This window comes from Xanthomonas sp. JAI131 (genome assembly GCF_013410075.1).
Lineage (GTDB): Bacteria > Pseudomonadota > Gammaproteobacteria > Xanthomonadales > Xanthomonadaceae > Xanthomonas_A > Xanthomonas_A bonasiae.
Window position 1 is genome coordinate 1,048,665 of record NZ_JACCCN010000001.1, and the last position, 19,834, is coordinate 1,068,498.

A 19,834-nucleotide genomic window follows, 5' to 3' on the forward strand; every position below is an offset into this window, starting at 1 on the left:
ACCGCTGTTGCGTCGAGCGCGATCGAGGCCGGAATGAAGCATCTTCAGCGTGGCTGCGTCGTCACGCCATCAGTGCCAGCGGCGATGCCATCGCATGAGCATCTTGAGTGGATGGAGCCAAAACCCGACCTAAACTCCAGCGCCTCTCACCGCGCGCCAGCGTGGCAGGCGCAGCCGCACGACGGTGCCCTCCGCCGGCCTGGATGTCACCGAGAGCGTTGCCCCCAAAAGTCTCGCCCGTTCACGCATGCCGGTCAGTCCCCAATGGCCATCCCGGTTGCCGCGTGCCAGGAGTTTCGCTTCGATCCCGCAACCATCGTCCTTGACCTCCACCATGACGCCAAGCCATCCAGCGGTCACGCGGACGCGGATGTGCGTGGCACCGGCATGGCGCGCCGCGTTGGCGACCGCCTCGCGCACGATCCGATACACCTCGTCCTGCTCCGACGCATGCCAGCGGACCGGCCTGCCCCGCGTACTGAACGCGTAGGCGAAATCCGGCGACATCTCGAGTTTCTTCGGCAGGTCGCAGAGGGCCGCTTCCAGATCCTGGCGCTCCGCGCCTTGCTGCCGCAGGTCGCGGATACGGTCGCGGCCTTCCACCAGCCCGGCATTGGCTTCGCGTATCGCGCGGGAAAGCCCGGCCTTGGCCGCTTCGCCATCGCCGCGTTCGAGCCGTCCCCGCGCGGCATCCACCAGGAACACCAGCGCCTGCATCGATTGCAGCAGCGTATCGTGCAGATCGCGTGCGATACGCTCGCGCTCGCCGATACGGGCACGGTACGCCCGCTGCAGGCCCTCACGCGCGATCGCCACACGCCAACGCACCAGCCACCAGACCAGCAGCAGCGTGACCACCAGGCAGGCCAGTGCGAACCACCAGGTCTGCCAGAACGCTGGCATCACTTCGAAGGTAAACGCCGCTTCCCGTTCGGACCACGGCCGTGCCCCGTCGCCCGCCATGAGCCGGAACCGATAGGTGCCCGGGGCCAGGCGGCTGTACAACGCCTGGCGTCGAGCGCCGGCGTCACGCCAGTCATCGTCCAGTCCATCCAGGCGGTAACGGAACCGGGCCTGTTCGGGCCTGCGCAGGAACGGCGCCGTGTAGCCGATCCGCAGGTCCCGGCTACCGGCCGGCAGGGTCAGCGACGATGCGAGCGGTAGATTCTTTTCATCGACGTGCAGGGTCAGCACGACGGGCTCGGCACCCGGACCCGCAGTGCTGCGCTGGAGCTCCCGCGGATCGATCCAGTGGACGCCGCGACTGGTCGCGAACCATATCCGACTCTGGCCGTCGGCCGCTGCGACCGGCGAAGCACCGCTCTGCTCCGCTGCGCCTCGCAAGCCATCCAACACCCCGAATCGATCGAAGGCGACACGATAGGACGGCTGCACACGCCAGCGTGCGATCTCGCTAGCGGGCACCCGGGTGACGCCGGGGCGCCCGATGAACCAGGCCTCGCCATTGGCCAGCATCACGATCCCGGCTGTGCGTTCGAACGCCTCGCCACCGCGGCCCAGCAGGCGCTGGAAATGCTCGCCGATGCGCGCCGCCACGCCCTGCACGCCACCGATCCAGAGCTCGCCCTTCCAGGTGCGCAGCACCGCGATGCGACCGACACCCGGTCCTTCTTCATCGAAATCATGGTGTCCGCCGTGCTCGAACACCCGGATCGTCTGTCCCGCATCGGACCAGATCCGGCCCTGGGCGTCCTCCACCAGCGCCCGCGGCGCGGTCCCCGGTGCCATGCCGTACTTGGCGTTCTGTGCTTCCCACCGGCCCTCGTGGAACCGCAGCAATCCACCATTGACCTTGCTCAGCCACAGTCCGCCCTCGTGATCGCTGGCCATCGTCACGATCCTGCCGCCACCGGCGACCTCCGGCGGCAGCGGGACAGGCCGGAGCCCTGCCCCGTCGGTGCGCCACAACCCGCCGTCGGCGTCTCCGACCCAGAGATTTCCGGCACCATCGCGATGCAGTGCGGTAACGCCGTCATCCGCACCCCCGACTTCCTGCACGAGCGCGCCGTTGGCCTGGTCGGCATCCGGGGTGACGCGCATCGGCCCCTGGTCGGGATTGCCCGTCCAGATGCGGCCCGAGCGATCCGCCTCTACGGAAAATGCCTGCTCGCGCCGCGGTAGGCGGATCGCGGCCAGCGCGTTCTCACGGAAGCGGTCCAGGCCGTTGGCGGTACCGGTCCAGATGTTGCCCTCCCGATCCTCGAACAGCGTCCACACCACCTCGGAGGTCAATCCCTGCGCGGTGCCGAAGTATTCCGGCGACGGCGCGGGATGGACCTTGTCCGGCGCATGCAGCTTGGCGGGATCGCGTACGCGCGCGATTCCATCCGCGGTGGCGAGCCACATCACGCCATCGCGGTCGAAGCGAAGGCCGGCGCCCTTGAAATCCGGTGCAAGCCAACTGGCCGTGGCTCCGGCGTGTCCGGGCAGCGGCATTGCCTGCGCAAGCGGACGGACGCCCCATTCGTCCGCCGCCCAGAGCGTGCCATTCGACGCCTGGTCGAAAAATGGAGTCTCGATCGACTGCGGCACGCGCTCGAACCGCTTCGCGCCGGGCGCCAGGTACGCGATACCGTGTTGCGCTCCGTCCGAAAAGGCCACCCACATGCCCTTCTCGCGGTCGACGAACAAGCGCTGCGGCGACCACGCCGGATCGAAGCCCATATCCCCAGGGGCCTTCCACGTATCCGTGCCGAGGTCCAGATACACGATCGTGGCCGACGTGGCTGCCCACAGCCGCCCCGTCGCGTCCCGTCCAAACCCGATCACCGAACCGACGGGTACGTCGTCGCGTTGATACGCGTAGTTCGCTGGACGTGGCCCGCCCATGCGGCTCATGCCGCCGCTGACATAGCCGATCCAGACGCTGCCGTCTTCGTCGGCGAACAGGTTGAGGATGTCGTCGTCGACGATGGCCTCGCCTGCGATCCGGGTAATCCGCTCGAAGCGCACCCCATCGAACCGGTACAAGCCCTGTCGCGATCCTAGCCAGAGGAATCCATCCGGCGTCTGCGCGATCGACATGACCTGCGCCGGCGCTCCCTGGTCGGGAGTCCATCGGTCATGCCGCAGCTGCGACAACGCGCGATCGGGAGAAAGGGCTTGTGCCGTGGCGCACAAGCCGAGCAGGAGCAAGGCGAAGCCAGCATCCAGGAGACGGCGCGCACCACCGTCCGGCTCGCCAAACCGGAAGGACAGCACGGCGGAGACCAGAGGGGCCATGGGTATGTCGTAGCCAGAGGGATGTGCCCGGCGATCTCCCTCGCCGGGATGGACGTCAGGAGTATGGCGCAGCAGGTGAAGCGCTGCATCCGGCTGCGCGCGACGATCGGCGAACGCGGGCAACACGGGAAATCCCCCAAATGGAGGATGGGCGACCAACCGTTTCCCGCGATGCCGCCCTGCGAAGATCGGTCGATGCTGATGTCGTGGACGCCACGGCACGTGCCCGGAGCACCTGCCATGGATTCACTGCGGCCAGTCCGTTCGCCGGGCCATGCCGCTCTCCTGGAGGCCTTCCTGATCCGCGGTGCTCCTGACCGCGCCGATGACATTCCTTCTCCCAAAGGATCTTCGAAATGACGTCATATCCCAGCGCCCGAGATGCGGTCACCGACCACCTGCTTACCCCACAGAATTCCGCTGTGGTGATCATCGATTTCCAGCCGGTGCAGGTGAGCTCGATCGCCTCGCGCGACAAGCGTCAGTTGGTCGCCAACATCACGGCGCTGGCGCGTATCGCAAGGCTCTACGGGCTGCCGACCGTGCTCTCGTCGGTGAACGTCTCCACCGGGCGAAACCAGCCCACGATCCATCAACTTACCGACGTCCTCGGGCAGATCCCGATCATCGACCGCACCTCCATCAACGCCTGGGAGGACCAGGACTTCGTGTCCGCAGTGAAAGCGACAGGCAGAAAGAAGCTGATCGTGGCGGCGCTATGGACGGAGGTGTGTCTGGTTCATCCTGCCTTGGACGCCATCGAGGACGGTTTCGAGGTTTACCCCGTCGTTGATGCCTGCGCAGGAACCTCGCTCGAGGCCCACAACGCTGCCCTCGACCGACTGCTCCAGGCCGGTGCCAAGCCAACAAGCTGGGTGCAACTGATCTGCGAGCTGCAGCGCGACTGGAACCGGGAGGCGACCGTGCCCGGCTTCGCCGAGATTCTTTTCGCGGTCGAGGACCATTGACGCGGCGCTGCAAGGCACCTTGCGTTTCGTCACCTCGGGCCGACTCGTGCAAGGAACGCAACCGCTCAAGCGGAACGCCAGCGGGCGCGTGGCCATGTCGATGGTGCCATGCGGAACCCGATCCGGCACGACACGGAACCAGGCTTCTGCACGCACTTGCAGGCCGCCTCGCCCATGAAGGGCGCAGAGAATTCAAACATCACCGAAAGGACGAGCCCACATGAACAAGCTGATGACTGCATTCCTGGTTGCTCTTGCAGTGGATGCGCATGCGCAGCAGACGAGTGCCCCGACGTTCTCGGATAACTATGCAAAGACACCCGGCGAACTCTCTGCCATTTCCCCCACGGGCGGCGCAGGCGGCTCTGGCAATGCGAAAGTGCAGGTGGTCACCATCCTCGGCGATCCATCGCAGCCCGGCTCTTACAGCCAACTGCTTCGCGTGGCCCCACATGCCGCCATCCCCGCGCATCATCATGCCGGTGACCGCGTCGGGACGGTGTTGTCGGGCACGTGGCGTTTCGGCTACGGACAGAAATTCGACCCAGGCAAGCTCAAGACACTGGCGGCCGGTTCGGTCTACACCGAGCCGGCAAATGCCGCGCATTTCGCGCAGACCGGCGACGAGGCGGTCACCGTCCTCATCACCGGATTCGGGCCGACGGATACGGTCTACGAAAATCCCGCTGACGCTCCGCAGTCCAAGCGCTGAGCCCGCCCGTCGCGCTCGGAGAAGAGCGGCCGATGTCATGGTGCTGCAATGCGCGGCCCCATCGAGCCCGAGCAATCCCAGGAACAACATCGCCGAAGTCCGCCAGAGGAAATTTCCATGCGAATCGATCTGAACACCAGGACCGCCATCGTCACGGGTTCGACCGCTGGCATTGGCCTTGCCATTGCCAATGGCCTGGCCGCCGCTGGCGCTCGGGTGATTGTCACTGGCCGTACCCATCAGCGCGTGGACGATGCGGTCGTTGCCATTACCAGCAACGTTCCCCATGCCAAGGTATCGGGCATCGCCGCCGACCTGGGGACAAGCAAGGGCGCACAGGAGCTGATTGGCGCCGTCTCGGCCACGGATATCCTTGTCAACAATCTGGGTATCTTCGAGCCGAAAGCCTTCTTCGATATTCCCGACGAAGATTGGATGCGATTCTTTGAAGTGAATGTTCTCAGTGGCATTCGCCTTGCCAGGCATTACGCTCCGGAAATGGCCCTGCGTGGCTGGGGCCGCATTCAATTCATCTCGAGCGAATCAGGGGTGCAGATCCCCGCGGAGATGGTTCATTACGGCGCAACCAAAACCGCACAGCTCGCCGTGTCGCGCGGTCTCGCCGAATCGCTGGCCGGAACAGGGGTCACCGTCAATGCCATCTTGCCGGGTCCCACGAGATCCGAAGGCGTCGGCGACTTCTTTGGGAAAATCGCCGCGGAGAAGGGAATTCCGCAGGCGGAGGTCGAACGCGACTTCATTGCCACACACCGCCCGACTTCCTTGATTCGACGCCTCGCAACGGTCGAAGAAATCGCCAATGCCAGTGTCTATCTTGCCTCGGAGCAGGCCTCGGCCACTACCGGCGCGGCCGTACGCGTAGATGGTGGCGTGGTGCGCTCCGTTGTCTGAACTGGCGGGAAAACCGCGCTGGCGCAGCAGCGATTGCCGACCGGGCCGATGCCGGCTGGATCGCGCTGCTGCCAATCGCGATCGACCGAGGCCAAGGCAGTGCCGCTCCCTCGACGAGGCGGCGCGACGTTGCTGCACCATCGCCCGCCGCCTCGTCAACCGCGAGGCACACCGGGCTGGAAGCAGCAGGTCGCGCGGACGCAACCGATGTTGCTGCTCGACCAGGCGGAAGCCGCGGCGTCCACCGGCGCCCTGCAGTCGGTGTCGTGAACTCCCCTTGAGGGGTACGCTGCCGCCGCCCTCATCGCCTGGACAGAGCAGCCGTTCAATCGTCCAGCCTCACCAGGCCGCGGCGCAGCGCGATCTGGAATGCCTCGGTCCGATTGCTGGCATCGATCTTTTCGAAGATGCGGGTCAGGTGCGACTTGACGGTCTCGGCCGAGATCCCCATCTCGTTGGCGATCCGCTTGTTTTCCCAGCCCCGCGCCAGCGCCGTGAGGATGGTCAGTTCGCGCGCCGTCAACGCTTCCTCGCCGATGTGCCGGGAAATCTCCTGCGACACCTCGGCGGACACGCAACGCTTTCCCTGCGCGATCTTGCGCAGCGCGTCGATCAGTTCGCCCCTCAGCGAGCTCTTCAGCAGGTAGCCGTACGCACCCGCCGCCATCGCCTCGCGCGCATTGCCATCCCCGCCGTAGGTCGTGAGCACTGCCGCCTTGGCTGCGGGAAACTCCCCGCGCAGCCTGCGGATGAACTCGATGCCATTGCAGCCTGGCATCTGCAGATCCACCAGCACGATATCCGGCAGCAGGCGGCGGAACGCTTCCAGGCCGCTGTCGACATCGCCGGCCTCGCCTACCACGATCAAGTCCTGCTCGACCTCCAGCATGGCGGAAATGCCTTCCCGTACCAGTGGATGATCGTCGATGGTCAGTATCCGGATGGCCATGCCCTGCTCCGCTACGCCCGCCTCTGTCGTTCGCGGTGCAATGTACCGCAAACCCGGGGCGGCAGCGGGATCCCCCAAATGGAGGACGCGCGCGCCACCATTCTCTGCGATGTCGCCTCGCGACGACCGGCCGAAGCTGGCGTCGTGGGCGCACCGGCGCGCCCGGAGACGCTGCCATGGATTCGCTGGGGCCGTTCTATCCACCGGGCCATACCGCTCTGCTGCTGGTAGACCCTTACAACGATTCGTTGTCCGATGGCGGAAAGCTCTGGCCGCGCTTGGCCGAAGTTGCCGTGGCCGTCGACCTGTTGCCGAACCTGCGCCGGATCCGGCAGGCGATCCGCTGCGCCCGATGGCCGTTGTTCTTCGTGCCCCATCACCGCGCGGAACCCAACGACTTCGACCGCTGGCAGCAGCCCACCCCCTACCAGAAGGTGATCTCGCAAGCCCAGGCGTTCCTGAAGAACGGCTGGGGAGGCCAGTGGCATCCGGACTTCATGCCGGCGCCCGGCGACACCGTGGCCAAGGAACACTGGGGCGCTAACGGTTTCGTCAGCACGGACCTGGATTTCCTGCTCAAGCAACAGCGCATCAGCCACGTCGTCGTGGTCGGGTTGATCGCCAATCTCTGCGTCGAAACCACCGCCCGCCATGCCAGCGAGCTGGGCTACCACGTCACCTTGGTCACCGATGCCACCGCGGCCTCGAGTCACGACGTGATGTTCTACGCACACGAAATCAACGGGCCCACTTATGCCCATGAACTACTGACGACGCGAGAGTTCCTGGCACGCGTGCCCTTCACCGCCGATCCATGACCCAGTTCCTTCTCTGCCGGCAACGGCGCCCATGTGGCCGGAGGAAACCGTCCCTCCCCGCAACGCTCCTAACGAGGAATCACCATGAAAACGCTGCTTCGATCCTTCCAGCATGCCGTCATCGCATTGCTGACGCTTCTCGCCATATCCAACGCCCATGCGGCAAACGATCCCATCCAGAGCCGCTCGGCCGACGTCAATGGCGTCACGCTGCACTACCTGCAGGCCGGCCATGGCACCGGCACACCGGTCGTGCTGCTGCATGGCTATGCCGAGACCAGCCACATGTGGCGTCCGCTGATGCGCCAACTGGCCGACCGCCATGTGGTGATCGCACCCGATCTGCGGGGTGCAGGCTCGTCCTCGAAACCGCAAGGCGGCTACGACAAGAAGTCCATGGCCCAGGACATCCATGCGCTGGTGCAGTCGCTCGGCTATCCCAAGGTCAAAATCGTCGGCCATGACATCGGCCTGATGGTAGCCTACGCCTACGCGGCCCAGTACCCCGATCAGGTCGAGCGTGTCGTGCTGATGGACGCCTTCCTGCCGGGCGTAGGCGACTGGACCAAGGTCTGGTTGCTGCGCGACCTCTGGCACTTTCACTTCTATGGAGAGGTGCCGCTCAAGCTGGTCGATGGACGCGAACGCATCTACTTCGAGCATTTCTGGAACGACTTCGCTGCCGATCGCGCGCGTTCGATCTCCGAGGCGGACCGGCAGTTCTACGCCGCGCAGTACGCCAAGCCGGGAGGCATGCGCGCCGGCTTCGAATACTTCCGCAACTTCGAGCAGGACGCCAAGGACTTCGCCGGCTTCGCCCGGACCCCGCTCCATGTCCCCATGCTGGTGTTGTCCGGCGAGAAGGCCGGTGGCCAGTTCCTGATCGACCAAGCGCGCTTGGTCGATACCAATGTCGAAGGCGTCATCGTCAAGGGCTCGGGCCACTGGCTGATGGAGGAGGCGCCAGAGCAGACGATCCCTGCGCTCGTTTCCTTTCTGGACAAGTAACGCGAGAGAAATAGTATGCGAGGAACCGACTCGCATTCACGATGCGGTCGTCCTCGGCGAACGGCACTTGGGTGGTTCATTTCCACGCGAGCTGCCGGGGAGCGAGCAGATTGCAAGGATGACTGTTGCGAACGCGTGGTGATACGCGATGGTCGACGGTGGCGCTGCCTGCCCGCAGGCAGTGCCTGCCTGCGTTAACGCTCTCTAATCACCCAATCCAAGCTCCCGTCCCTCCCCGCACATTTCGCCGGGCAGTTCTGGCGCTGCGCCGAATCTGCATCTCCAAGCGATAGCGCGACGCATGTCCGGCGGTCTGCAAGTGTCGGTCCTTGCCATTCACGGCGTGATGGAAGCGACGGACTTCTGGCCTGATGCCCGGCTTTGGCGCGCCCTGGCCAGGGCACGGAAGTCCCGGGGCGGCATGTCATACGCGCGGCGGAACGCGTGGTTGAAATCCGCCGCACTCCTGAACCCCAGGCCGTAAGCGATCTCCACGACCGGTGCCTTCGGGAATCGGATGAGTTCGTCCGCGGCCTCGCGCAACCGGCGATTGCGGATGTAGGTGGCCAGGCCGCCTTCATGCTCGAACAGGCGATACAGCGCGGCGCGGGACAGCCGCGATGCACCGACGATGCTCTCCAGCGACAGTTCCGGCTCGTGCAAGTGCTGCTCGACATGCCGCCGTACCCTCCCGAACACCGCCGCGCGGATCGCGGCGCGCGCGTCGCCACTCAGGCCGCATTGTTTGGCGAAGGCCCCGACGATCAGGTGCGCGCATGTGGCCATCATCGAGCGGGCTTCAGCCACGCTCATCGTATCGATGCTGCTGGAAAGCGCCTCCAGTTCGCCGAGAAACATGCGCGCGCACGGCGAAACGTAGTCGATCACGCGGCCATGCAGCGCTTCCGCATCGGGCAGCACCGATTCCACCTGGGCTCGCGGCAGGAACAAGGCCATGACCCGGCTCCTGCACTCCCGCTCCATGCGCATCGTCTGGCCCATGTCCAGCGCCAGGATGCCTGGCCGGGATTGCAGCGCCTTGCGCCGCGGATACAGACCGGTTGTGGTTTCGACGCCGCCGCCCCCCACCAGCAGCATGTGAAAGACATAATCGCGCATGGTGTCCGTGGAAATTTGTGGCGCCGTGCGGGTCTGCGTGATCGGGTCGGTGCAGGCGTGCATAAACCTCATGCCATCGACCTGGTAATGGTCGAGCGTGGCGCGAAACCCGTCAGCCACCTGTGCGTGCGACACCGCTATCTCGAGAAAAGAGGAGGTTCGATCACGCCATGCCACCAGTTGCTGCGTTCGTGCGACGTCGCATGTGCTGAAGTGGTGGCGGATCGGCGCGCGAACGCTTGCCTCGACCTCGACATGGCTTGTGCTGTTGCTGGTCATCCCGGGCCCCCGTCCGCTCGCGCTCATGCTACAGGACGCGCGCCCGCTTTTATCCCCGCCGGTCGCCGCCTGTCGTGGCATGCCGCAACACCCTCCCACGCTGGCGCTCACGCTTGCTGGCACATCGAATCAGCGCCAGGCCTGGCGTATCGACTCGCTACCGCCTGCCGTCTTGCCGACGAAAACCTCTTTCCCCATGTCGTCGCTCCCGCGAAGGCGGGAGTCGCTTTACAACAGCGAAGTTGGCAATTGCCCCACAAAAGCGAACCGTTCCTCCGCTGTGGCCTTGCCCTCGCAAGCGATAGCTCGTCACCCCAACGTCGTCATTCCCCAACCTTCCCTTCCCAACTGAGACAGCCGATCAAGTCGCCTGTGCCCTAACGCGCAAAATTCCCAGCTAACCAACCCGGTCATCCGAGCCTGTCCAAGAGAAGCTTGCCCGGGGAAATCTGCGTTGCACCACAGGGGAATCGCATGAATCACATCTACCGGCTGGTCTGGAGCCAGGTCCGTCGCGCCTGGCTGGTCGTTTCCGAACTCGCCCGCGGCCGCGGCAAGGCCGGGCGTACCTCGACATCGCGCCGTACGCGCCGGGCCGGGTGGGCTGCGCTCCCCCTGAGCCTGCCGATGCTGGCCCTCGCTACCGCGCCAAGCGGCGTTACGGCGATGGATGGCGCCCGTCCGGCGGGCGCCATCGTCGCCGCTCATCCGACGCTCGCGCCGACGGTCATCGCGTCGGCGGCATCCTCGACCCATCCCGCCGGCGGCCAGGTCACCGCCGGCAGCGGCCGTATCGACTACGGCGATCACCTCACCACTATCCAGCAGAACAGCCAGAACCTGTCACTGAACTGGCTGAGCTTCAATATCGGCGCGCAGGACACGGTCAATTTCCTGCAGCCGAATGCGCAGTCCATCGCTGTCAACCGCATCGCCGATCCCAACGGCAGCATGATCCTCGGCCACCTTAACGCGAACGGCCAGGTGTTCCTGATCAACCCCAACGGCGTGCTGTTTGGACAAGGCGCGCAGGTCAGCGCGGGCGGCCTGGTCGCCAGCACGCTCGACGTCAGCGACAGCCAGCTGGATCGCGGCACGTTGCACTTTACCGGCACAAGCGTCGGCCGCGTGACCAACCTCGGCACGATCACCGCTGCACCCGGCGGCTACGTGGCCCTGCTCGGCCACGCGGTGTCAAACCAGGGTGCGATCCATGCGCCTGCCGGCAGCGTGGCGCTGGCCGGCGGCAGCGCGGTCACCTTGCGTTTCGACGGCAACCACCTGCTCGACATGCAGATCGACGCCAGCACCTTGAATGCGCTGGCCGAGAACAAGCAGCTGATCGTCGCCGACGGCGGCCAGGTGCTGATGAGCGCCGGCGCGAAGGATTCGTTGCTGGCCAGCGTGGTCAACAACAGCGGCACGATCCAGGCGCGGACGGTCGAAAACCGCGCCGGCAAGATCGTGCTGCTCGGCGGCATGGAAGCAGGCACCACGCAGGTGGACGGCACGCTGGACGCCAGCGCGCCGAACGGCGGCGACGGCGGCTTTGTCGAAACCTCGGCGGCGCATGTGCGGGTGGCCGACGGCGCAAAGATCACCACCCTGGCCGCCACGGGCAACGCCGGCACCTGGCTGATCGATCCGCACGATTTCACCATCGCCTTCAGCGGTGGCGACATGAGCGGCGGCACTTTGAGCAGCCAGCTTGGTGGTGGCAATGTCACCATTCAGTCCAGCCAAGGCGCCAACGCCAGCGGCAGCGGCGACATCCACGTCAATGATTTAGTGAACTGGGGCGCCAACACGCTCACGCTCACCGCCGCCCACGATGTCGATATCAACGCCGTGATGACGGCCAGCGGCAGCGCCGGCCTCGCGCTGAATCCCAGTACCGCCAACGGCGGCGATGCGGCGATTGGCGGCGGCACCGTCAATGTCAACATGGTCAGTACCACGCCGGGCCAGAGTGGCCGGGTGGATTTCACCGGCGGCAGCAACACGCTGAAAATCAACGGCCAGTCGTACACCATCATCACGACGTTGGGTGCCCCCGGCAGCACGTCCGGAACGGACCTGCAAGGCATCAGCGGCGCCCTCAACTGTTTTTGCTATTTCGCGCTAGGTGCCAATATCGACGCCAGCGCCACGGCCAACTGGGGGGATTCCGCCTTCGGCTCTGCCATCGGCTCCGGCTTCGTGCCGATCGGCCACAGGTTCAACGCCACCGATTCCAAGATGTTCACCGGTACCTTCGACGGCCTCGGCCACACCATCAGTGGTCTCACCATCAACCGACCCGGCTCCAACAACGTCGGCCTGTTCGGTTACACCTACACCACTACGAAGATCCGCAACGTCGGCCTGCTTGGCGTGTCGATCCAGGGGCAAAGCAACGTAGGCGGCCTGGTCGGGTACAACTACGGCACGATCAGCCAGGCCTACGCCACCGGTGCGATCAACGGCAATCTCGGCGGTGCCGACGTCGGCTTCGGCGGCGGTGCCAACATCGGCGGCCTGGTCGGATACAACGACAGCAGCGGCCGGATCAGCCAAGTCTATGCCAGCGGTGCGATCAGCGGCGCGACCACTGTCGGTGGCCTGATCGGGTACAACAACCACGGCCCGATCAGCCAAGCCTATGCGACTGGTACGGTCGGCAGCAGCGGCGGTGACGTCGGCGGCCTGATCGGGATCAACGACAGCGGCTCGATCAGCCAAGCCTATGCGACCGGTACGGTCAGCGGCAGCAACGACGTCGGCGGTCTGGTGGGATACAACATCAGCGGCGCGATCAGCCAAGCCTATGCGACCGGCGCGGTCAGTGGCAGCAACTATGTCGGTGGCCTGGTCGGGAACAACGTATCCGGCACCACGATCAGCCAGGTCTATGCCACTGGTGCGGTCAGCGGCACCGGCAGCAACGTCGGCGGTCTCGTTGGGTTCAACAATGCCGGCACGATCACCAACAGTTACTGGGACACGGAAACCACCGGCCAGTCCACCAGCAGCGGCGGTACCGGCCTGACTACCAAGGCACTGATCGCAGCGCTGCCCGCAGGTTTCACGGCCGCCAGGTGGGGCAATGTCGGCAACCAGACCACGCCATACTTGCTGGGCATGTCCGGCAATCAGGTATTCAACACCAACGACCTGCCCACAGGCACCGTGACGCCCAGCAACCGGCCCAACCTCTACACCGTCATCCTGGATCTGAATCAGTTGCAGGCCGTGAACACCGGCCTCGCCGGCCGTTATGTGCTGGGCAACGACATCGATGCCAGCGCCTCGATCGCATGGCTGGGCGTTGAGTTGAACGCCCAAGGCCGCCCCATCATCGCCTACAACGGCTTCCGGCCGATTGGCGCCGCAGGCGCACCGTTCACCGGCGTCTTGGATGGCCTTGGTCACACCATCAACAACCTGACCATCAATTGGCCAAACACCGATGACGTCGGCCTGTTCGGCGTCACCGGCAACGGCAGCGCGATCCGCAATCTCGGTCTGCTCGGCGGGTCGGTTGCAGGCCGGAACTACGTCGGCGGCCTGGTAGGAGACAACGGCGGCACGATCACAAACACCTATGCCGCCGGGATGGCCAACGGCCTGACCTCCGACGAACGCGACTACGTTGGCGGCTTGGTTGGCTTCAACGAAGCGGGCGGCACGATCACCAACGCCTATGCCACCGGGGCGGTCAGAGGCAACAACTATGTCGGTGGTCTGGTCGGAAGCAACCTTGGCGCGATCACGAACGCCTATGCCACAGGGGCGGTCAACGGCATCTTTTATAACGGCGGCGGCAACTACGTAGGCGGCCTGGTTGGCTCCAACGAAGCGGGCGGCACGATCACCAACACCTACGCCACGGGGGCGGTCGGCGGCAACAACTATGTCGGGGGTCTGGTCGGTCTCTACGGCGGAGGCGCCATCACCGGCAGTTACTGGAACAGGGAAACCACCGGCCGATCCACCAGTGACGGCGGCGGCACCGGCCTCACCACCGTGCAGATGATGGACCCGGCCAGTTTTGCGGCCTGGAGCACGGATATCAGTGCCGTCGGCGGCAGCTCTGCGGCCTGGCGGATCTACGCGGGTGACACCGCGCCGCTGTTGCGTATCTTCATGACTGGTCTGGCGGTCAGCGCCAAGAATCTCGGCACGGTCTACAACGGCACCGCCTTTGCTGGCAGCAGCAGCCTGGTCCTTGGCACGCTGACGCCGAGCTATTGGCGGCCGTCGAGCAGTGTGGATGCGAGCCTGATTCTGGGCGACGCCAACGCCAGAACCAGCACCCCGGCCACCAATGCCGGCAGCTACGCGCTGGCTAGCGACCTGTATTCCGGCCAGATGGGTTACGACATAGCTTTCACGCCCGGCACGCTGACCATCGCCCCAGCCACCCTGACCTATCTGGCCGATACCGCAACTTCCACCTACGGCAGCACGCCGACAGGGCTGACCGGCACGGTGACCGGCTTCGTCAACGGCCAGACTCTGGCCGACGCCACGACCGGTACCGCCAGTTTCACCACCGGCGCCACAGCCAACAGCAACGTCGGCAGCTACGCCATCAACGGTAGCGGCCTGAGCGCAAACTACGGCAACTACACGTTCGCGCAAGCGACAGGCAACGCCGCGGCACTCACGGTGAACCCGGCTATCCTGACCTATTTGGCGACATCGACCAGCAGCATCTACGGCAGCACGCCGGGCGGGTTGACCGGCACGGTGACCGGCTTCGTCAACGGTCAAACCCTGACCAGCGCCACCACCGGCACCGCCAGTTTCGCCACCGCTGCCACAGCCACCAGCAACGTCGGCAACTACGCCATCGACGGCAGCGGCCTGACCGCGAACTACGGCAACTACACGTTCGCACAAGCGGCAGGCAATGCCGCCGCACTCACGGTGAATCCGGCCCTCCTGACTTATCTGGCCGATACCGCCACTACGACTTACGGCAACACGCCGAGCGGGTTGACCGGCACGGTGACCGGTTTCGTCAACGGCCAGACCCTGGCCAACGCCACCACCGGCACCGCCAGTTTCGCTACCGGTGCCACAGCCACCAGCAACGTCGGCAGTTACGCCATCGACGGCAACGGCCTGACCGCGAACTACGGCAACTACACGTTCGCACAAGCGACAGGCAACGCCGCCGCACTGACGGTGAACCCGGCCATCCTGACAATCACAGCGAATAACGCCAGCAAGACCTACGGTGACACGCTCACGTTTGCAGGCAACGAGTTCACGGCCAGCGGCCTGCAGAACGGCGAAACCATCGGCGATGTCGCGCTCACCAGCGCCGGTGCCGCGGCAAGCGCCGGCGTCACCGGCGGCCCGTACACCATCACGTCGAACGCAGCTACCGGCGGCAGCTTCAACGCGGGCAACTACGCCATCACCTACAGGAATGGCAGTCTCACGGTGGGCCAGGCCGCGCTGACGGTCACCGCCAATGACGACAGCAAGACCTACAACGGCCTCGCTTACATGGGCGGCCACGGCGTCACCTACAACGGCTTTGTCAACGGCGAGACCACCTCCGTACTCGGCGGCGCGCTGGGCTATGCCGGCGATGCGCAAGGCGCCACCAACGCGGGCGACTACACGATCACGCCCGACGGCCTCACCTCTGGCAACTACGCCATCACCTACAGGAATGGCCGCCTCACGGTGGGCCAGGCCGCGCTGACGGTCACCGCCAATGACGACAGCAAGACCTACAACGGCCTCGCTTACACGGGCGGCCACGGCGTCACCTACAGCGGCTTTGTCAACGGCGAGACCACCTCGGTACTCGGCGGCGTGCTGCGCTATGCCGGCGATGCGCAGGGTGCCACCAACGCGGGCGGCTACACGATCACGCCCGACGGCCTCACCGCTGGCAACTATGCCATCACCTACAGAAATGGCAGCCTCATGGTGGGCCAGGCCGCGCTGACGGTCACCGCCAATGACGACAGCAAGACCTACAACGGCCTCGCTTATACGGGCGGCCACGGCATCACCTACAGTGGCTTTGTCAACGGCGAGACCACCTCGGTACTCGGCGGCGCGCTGCGCTATGCCGGCGATGCGCAAGGCGCCACCAATGCGGGCGGCTACACGATCACGCCCGACGGCCTCACCTCTGGCAACTACGCCATCGCTTACAGGAATGGCCGCCTCTCGGTGGGTCAGGCCGCGCTGACGGTCAGCAGCAGCAACGTCAGCAAAACCTACGATGGCGGGCTCAGCGCGATCGGCACAGCGGTAGTGAGCGGCGGCACGCTGTTCGGCAGCGATACCCTCAGCGGCGGCAATTTCGCCTTTACCGACAAGAACGTCGGCATCGGCAAGCACGTGACCATCAACGGCGTCACCGTGAGCGACGGCAACAGCGGCGGCAACTATGCCGTCACCTACGTCGACAACAGCAGCAGCACCATCACCGCGCGGAGCATCACCGTCGATGCCACCGGTACCAATCGCGTCTACGACGGCACCACCGCCGATGCGGTAAAACTGGCCAGTATCGGCATCCTCGCCGGTGACACGGTGGACTTCAGCGGCACCGGCGCCTTCGCCGACAAGAACGTCGGTGTCGCCAAGGCGGTCGGTGTCAGCGGCATCGTCGCCACGGGCGCCGATGCGGGCAATTACAGCTATAACACCACCACGAACACGACAGCTGACATCAGCCAGCTCGGCATCACCGTCGATGCCACCGGTACCAACCGCGTCTACGACGGCAGCACAGCCGATGCGGTCACGCTGGCAAGTGCCGGCGTGCTGTCCGGCGATACGGTGCACTTCGCCGGTACCGGCAGCTTCCTCACCAAGAATGTCGGCACGGCCAGGGCGGTCAGTGTGAGCGGCATCGCCGCCAGCGGCGCCGACGCGGGTAACTACAGCTACAACACCACTGCGAACACGACAGCCGACATTACCGCCAAGACGATCACGGTCGATGCGATCGGCGTGGACAAGGTCTACGACGGCAGCACGGCCGCGAAAATCGCAGCACTGGGCACAACTGGTCTGGTGGCGGGCGATGCCGTCACCTTCGGCAACGCCTCGGCGGCCTTCGCCGACAAGAACGCCGGCAGCAACAAGGCGGTCACCGTCAACGGCATCATCGCCAGCGGTGCCGATGCGGGCAACTACAGCTACAACACCACCACGAACACGACAGCCGACATCAGCCCGCTCGGCATCACCGTCGATGCCACCGGTACCAACCGCGTCTACGACGGCAGCACGGCCGATGCGGTCACGCTGGCAAGTGTCGGTGTGCTGTCCGGCGATACGGTGCACTTCACCGGTACCGGCAGCTTCCTCACCAAGAATGTCGGTACCGGAAAAACCGTCAACGTCTTCGGCATCACGGCCAGCGGCAGCGAAGCGAACAACTACAGCTTCAAAACCAGCGCGACCACGACCGCCGATGTCACCCCCGCGACGCTGACGTACCGCGCGGATACCGCCCACTTCAAGATCGGACAGATGCCGGCTGGTTTGAGCGGTGCCGTAACCGGGTTCGTCGGTGGCGATACCTTGACCGATGCCACCGATGGCACGCTGACATGGCAGACGCCAGCCACCGCGACCAGCCCGGCCGGGCCGTACGCCATCGACGGCAGCGGCTTGTCCGCACTCAACTATCTGTTTGAGCAGGCACCAGGCAACGCCGCCGCGCTACAGGTGGTCGATGGCAGCGCGCCGCGCCTTGTCGCCAGCACCGTCGCCGGGCTGCAGCAATCCTCGGACGCCACCGATGCTGTCCACGCGCCGCATGCCCCGGATGTGCACATCGTCGATGGTGGAGTTCGTCTGCCGTGAACCATGCAACCCGCACATTCCGCGCCGCGCGCAAGGATCACCGCATGCCGTCACCGTTCCGCTTTCGCTTCGCCCCGCTTGCACTGGCCTGCTGCGCCCTGCCGCTGGCCGCGCCAGCGCAGACGATCCCCAACAGCGGCCAGATCCTGCAGCAAGTGCCGCCGAAGCCGCTGGAGAAACCCGTCGCCGCACCCGGCCTGGTGATCGAATCGCCGACCAGCAACACCACCGAAGACGCCACCCCGTTCGCGGTGACGCAGCTGCAGATGGAAGGCAACTCCATCTTCGACAACGCAACCCTGCATGCGCTGGTCGCCGACGGCGAAGGGAAAACGCAGACCCTGACCCAGCTCAACGCGCTGGCGCAACGGATCACCGACTACTACCACACGCACGGCTACCCGCTGGCCCGTGCGCTGGTACCGGCGCAGACCTTGAGCGGCGGCACGGTGCGGCTGCTGGTGGTCGAGGCGCGCTACGACCAGATCGAACTGGCCAACCAAAGCCGCATCGGCAACGGCCTGCTGCGCGCCACGCTGGCGCCGTTGCACTCCGGCGAGGTCGTCACCCAGTCCACGCTGGATACCCGCTTGCTGCTGCTCGGCGACCTGCCCGGTGTGGAACCCCACGCCACCCTGCGCCCCGGTACAGAACCGGGCACCTCGACCCTCGACGTGCAGGCCGACGCCGAACCAACTCTGCAAGGCCAGTTGGTCGCCGACACCGCAGGCAGCCGCTACACCGGCCGCCTGCGCGCGGGAGCCTATCTCGACATCAACAATCCGATGCGCCACGGCGACCAGCTCAGCCTGGGGACACTCACCTCCGGCCGCGGCCTGCGCTACGGCCGGCTGGGCTACCAGTTCACCCTGAACGGGCATGGCACCCGACTCGGCGCGGCGTATTCGATGCTGGCCTACGCGCTGGGTGGTCCGCTCGATGCGCTGGATGCGCACGGTACCGCCCGGGTTTCCAGTGCCTGGCTGACGCAGCCGCTGGTGCGCACGCACGACAGCCGACTGGACGTCCGTTTGCAGTTCGACCGCAAGCAACTGCGCGACCGCATCGACAGCACCGCCCTGCGCAACGACCGCCACAGCAACCACTGGACAGCCAGCGTCGTCAGCCAGCACGGCGACGACTGGGGCGGCGGCGGGCTGAGCAGCGCCAGCCTCAGCCTCGGCCACGGTCGGCTCGGCTTCGCCAACGCAGCGACAGCGGCCGCCGACGCTGCCACCGCACGCACGCAAGGTAGCTACACCCATTGGAACGCCAGCCTCGCCCGCCTGCAGAACCTCAGTGCCGCTACCCGCGTGTATGTGAGCCTCAGCGGCCAGTACAGCAACCGCAACCTCGACTCCTCCGAGCAGTTCCTGCTGGGCGGGTCGAACAGCGTGCGCGGATACGACGTCTCCAGCATCGCCGGCGCCAGCGGCTGGCTGGGCACAGTAGAGCTGCGCCACCACCTGCCGTTCGGCTGCGCCGGCCGCTGCGAGGGCAGCCTGTTTGTCGACCATGGCAGCCTGCGCATCAATGCCGACCCGTGGATCGCCGGCCGCAATCAACTCGACCTCGATGGCGTCGGCATCGGCTTCAGCTGGGTCGGCACGCGCCATTGGCAGGCGCAAGTGCAACTGGCCGCGCCGGTGGGCGCGACACCCACCTTGCTCGGCAAGCGCAGCTCCGCACGGGCATGGTTACAGCTGGTCAGGGGCTTCTGAATCCAGCCAGGCGGTCCTTCGCCGCATTCTTGGGTTATGGAGCCGCTCGATGGATTCGAACACACTCGCACCGGCCAAGGGACGCAGCCTGCGACGCGCCTTCGGCGCATACAACAACAGAGGCCTAGAAGTCCCGATCGTAACTGGGTGCGTGCGCCGACGCCGCTGCATCACGGTTCCAGTCGCAGCTGACCAGTCTGACGCCGCCGACTGGCGGAGGTCGGCTTCCGACCCAAAGCGAACTTGGCGACGAACGCCCGGGTTAAGCGGCATCG

General features: G+C 65.6%; 10 protein-coding genes. 7 read left to right on the plus strand and 3 right to left on the minus strand.

All coding sequences use genetic code 11. The features are described from left to right. Positions 1–129: 129 nt before the first annotated feature. Entirely contained in the window at positions 130–3,243 is a 3,114-nt protein-coding gene (locus HDC36_RS04325; protein ID WP_179564726.1) for a two-component regulator propeller domain-containing protein, read from the minus strand. Positions 3,244–3,599: 356 nt separating this feature from the next. On the opposite strand from HDC36_RS04325, the gene HDC36_RS04330 reads away from it, so the two are divergent. The 3 genes from HDC36_RS04330 (at position 3,600) to HDC36_RS04340 (ending at position 5,835) form a co-directional block, all read left to right on the plus strand. Further along, positions 3,600–4,211: a hydrolase gene (locus HDC36_RS04330; protein ID WP_179564728.1), complete on the plus strand. Its 612-nt coding sequence runs from the start codon at positions 3,600–3,602 to the stop codon at positions 4,209–4,211. A gap of 220 nt (positions 4,212–4,431) precedes the next feature. Then, entirely contained in the window at positions 4,432–4,923 is a 492-nt protein-coding gene (locus HDC36_RS04335) for a cupin domain-containing protein (RefSeq protein WP_179564730.1), read from the plus strand. Between the two features lie 117 nt (positions 4,924–5,040). Beyond that, positions 5,041–5,835, plus strand: coding sequence for an SDR family oxidoreductase (locus tag HDC36_RS04340; RefSeq protein ID WP_179564732.1), 795 nt, complete (start codon positions 5,041–5,043; stop codon positions 5,833–5,835). 325 nt (positions 5,836–6,160) lie between these two features. Here HDC36_RS04340 and HDC36_RS04345 read toward each other — a convergent pair whose 3' ends face one another. Beyond that, entirely contained in the window at positions 6,161–6,784 is a 624-nt protein-coding gene (locus HDC36_RS04345; protein ID WP_179564734.1) for a response regulator transcription factor, read from the minus strand. Between the two features lie 176 nt (positions 6,785–6,960). On the opposite strand from HDC36_RS04345, the gene HDC36_RS04350 reads away from it, so the two are divergent. Continuing rightward, positions 6,961–7,602 (plus strand): isochorismatase family cysteine hydrolase, encoded by a 642-nt coding sequence (locus HDC36_RS04350; RefSeq protein WP_179564736.1) that lies wholly within the window; start codon positions 6,961–6,963, stop codon positions 7,600–7,602. 84 nt (positions 7,603–7,686) lie between these two features. Beyond that, on the plus strand, positions 7,687–8,610 hold the full coding sequence (locus HDC36_RS04355) for an alpha/beta hydrolase (protein WP_179564738.1): 924 nt from the start codon (positions 7,687–7,689) through the stop codon (positions 8,608–8,610). 336 nt (positions 8,611–8,946) lie between these two features. On the opposite strand, the gene HDC36_RS04360 is transcribed toward HDC36_RS04355, so the two are convergent. Further along, a complete protein-coding gene (locus tag HDC36_RS04360) occupies positions 8,947–10,008 on the minus strand; it encodes a helix-turn-helix domain-containing protein (RefSeq protein ID WP_179564740.1) in 1,062 nt (353 codons plus the stop codon). Positions 10,009–10,482: 474 nt separating this feature from the next. Here HDC36_RS04360 and HDC36_RS04365 point away from each other — a divergent pair, with 474 nt between their 5' ends. After that, entirely contained in the window at positions 10,483–17,838 is a 7,356-nt protein-coding gene (locus HDC36_RS04365; RefSeq protein ID WP_179564742.1) for an MBG domain-containing protein, read from the plus strand. A gap of 44 nt (positions 17,839–17,882) precedes the next feature. Then, positions 17,883–19,559 (plus strand): ShlB/FhaC/HecB family hemolysin secretion/activation protein, encoded by a 1,677-nt coding sequence (locus tag HDC36_RS04370; protein ID WP_179564743.1) that lies wholly within the window; start codon positions 17,883–17,885, stop codon positions 19,557–19,559. The last annotated feature ends 275 nt before the right edge of the window (positions 19,560–19,834 follow it).

What these genes read in the sequence shown, in the direction of transcription:
- HDC36_RS04340 (WP_179564732.1), top strand. Translation starts at nt 5,041, where the DNA reads ATGCGAATCGATCTGAACACCAGGACCGCCATCGTCACGGGTTCGACC.
- HDC36_RS04325 (WP_179564726.1), bottom strand. Translation starts at nt 3,243, where the DNA reads ATGGCCCCTCTGGTCTCCGCCGTGCTGTCCTTCCGGTTTGGCGAGCCG.
- HDC36_RS04365 (WP_179564742.1), top strand. Translation starts at nt 10,483, where the DNA reads ATGAATCACATCTACCGGCTGGTCTGGAGCCAGGTCCGTCGCGCCTGG.
- HDC36_RS04330 (WP_179564728.1), top strand. Translation starts at nt 3,600, where the DNA reads ATGACGTCATATCCCAGCGCCCGAGATGCGGTCACCGACCACCTGCTT.
- HDC36_RS04355 (WP_179564738.1), top strand. Translation starts at nt 7,687, where the DNA reads ATGAAAACGCTGCTTCGATCCTTCCAGCATGCCGTCATCGCATTGCTG.
- HDC36_RS04360 (WP_179564740.1), bottom strand. Translation starts at nt 10,008, where the DNA reads ATGACCAGCAACAGCACAAGCCATGTCGAGGTCGAGGCAAGCGTTCGC.
- HDC36_RS04345 (WP_179564734.1), bottom strand. Translation starts at nt 6,784, where the DNA reads ATGGCCATCCGGATACTGACCATCGACGATCATCCACTGGTACGGGAA.
- HDC36_RS04350 (WP_179564736.1), top strand. Translation starts at nt 6,961, where the DNA reads ATGGATTCGCTGGGGCCGTTCTATCCACCGGGCCATACCGCTCTGCTG.
- HDC36_RS04370 (WP_179564743.1), top strand. Translation starts at nt 17,883, where the DNA reads ATGCCGTCACCGTTCCGCTTTCGCTTCGCCCCGCTTGCACTGGCCTGC.
- HDC36_RS04335 (WP_179564730.1), top strand. Translation starts at nt 4,432, where the DNA reads ATGAACAAGCTGATGACTGCATTCCTGGTTGCTCTTGCAGTGGATGCG.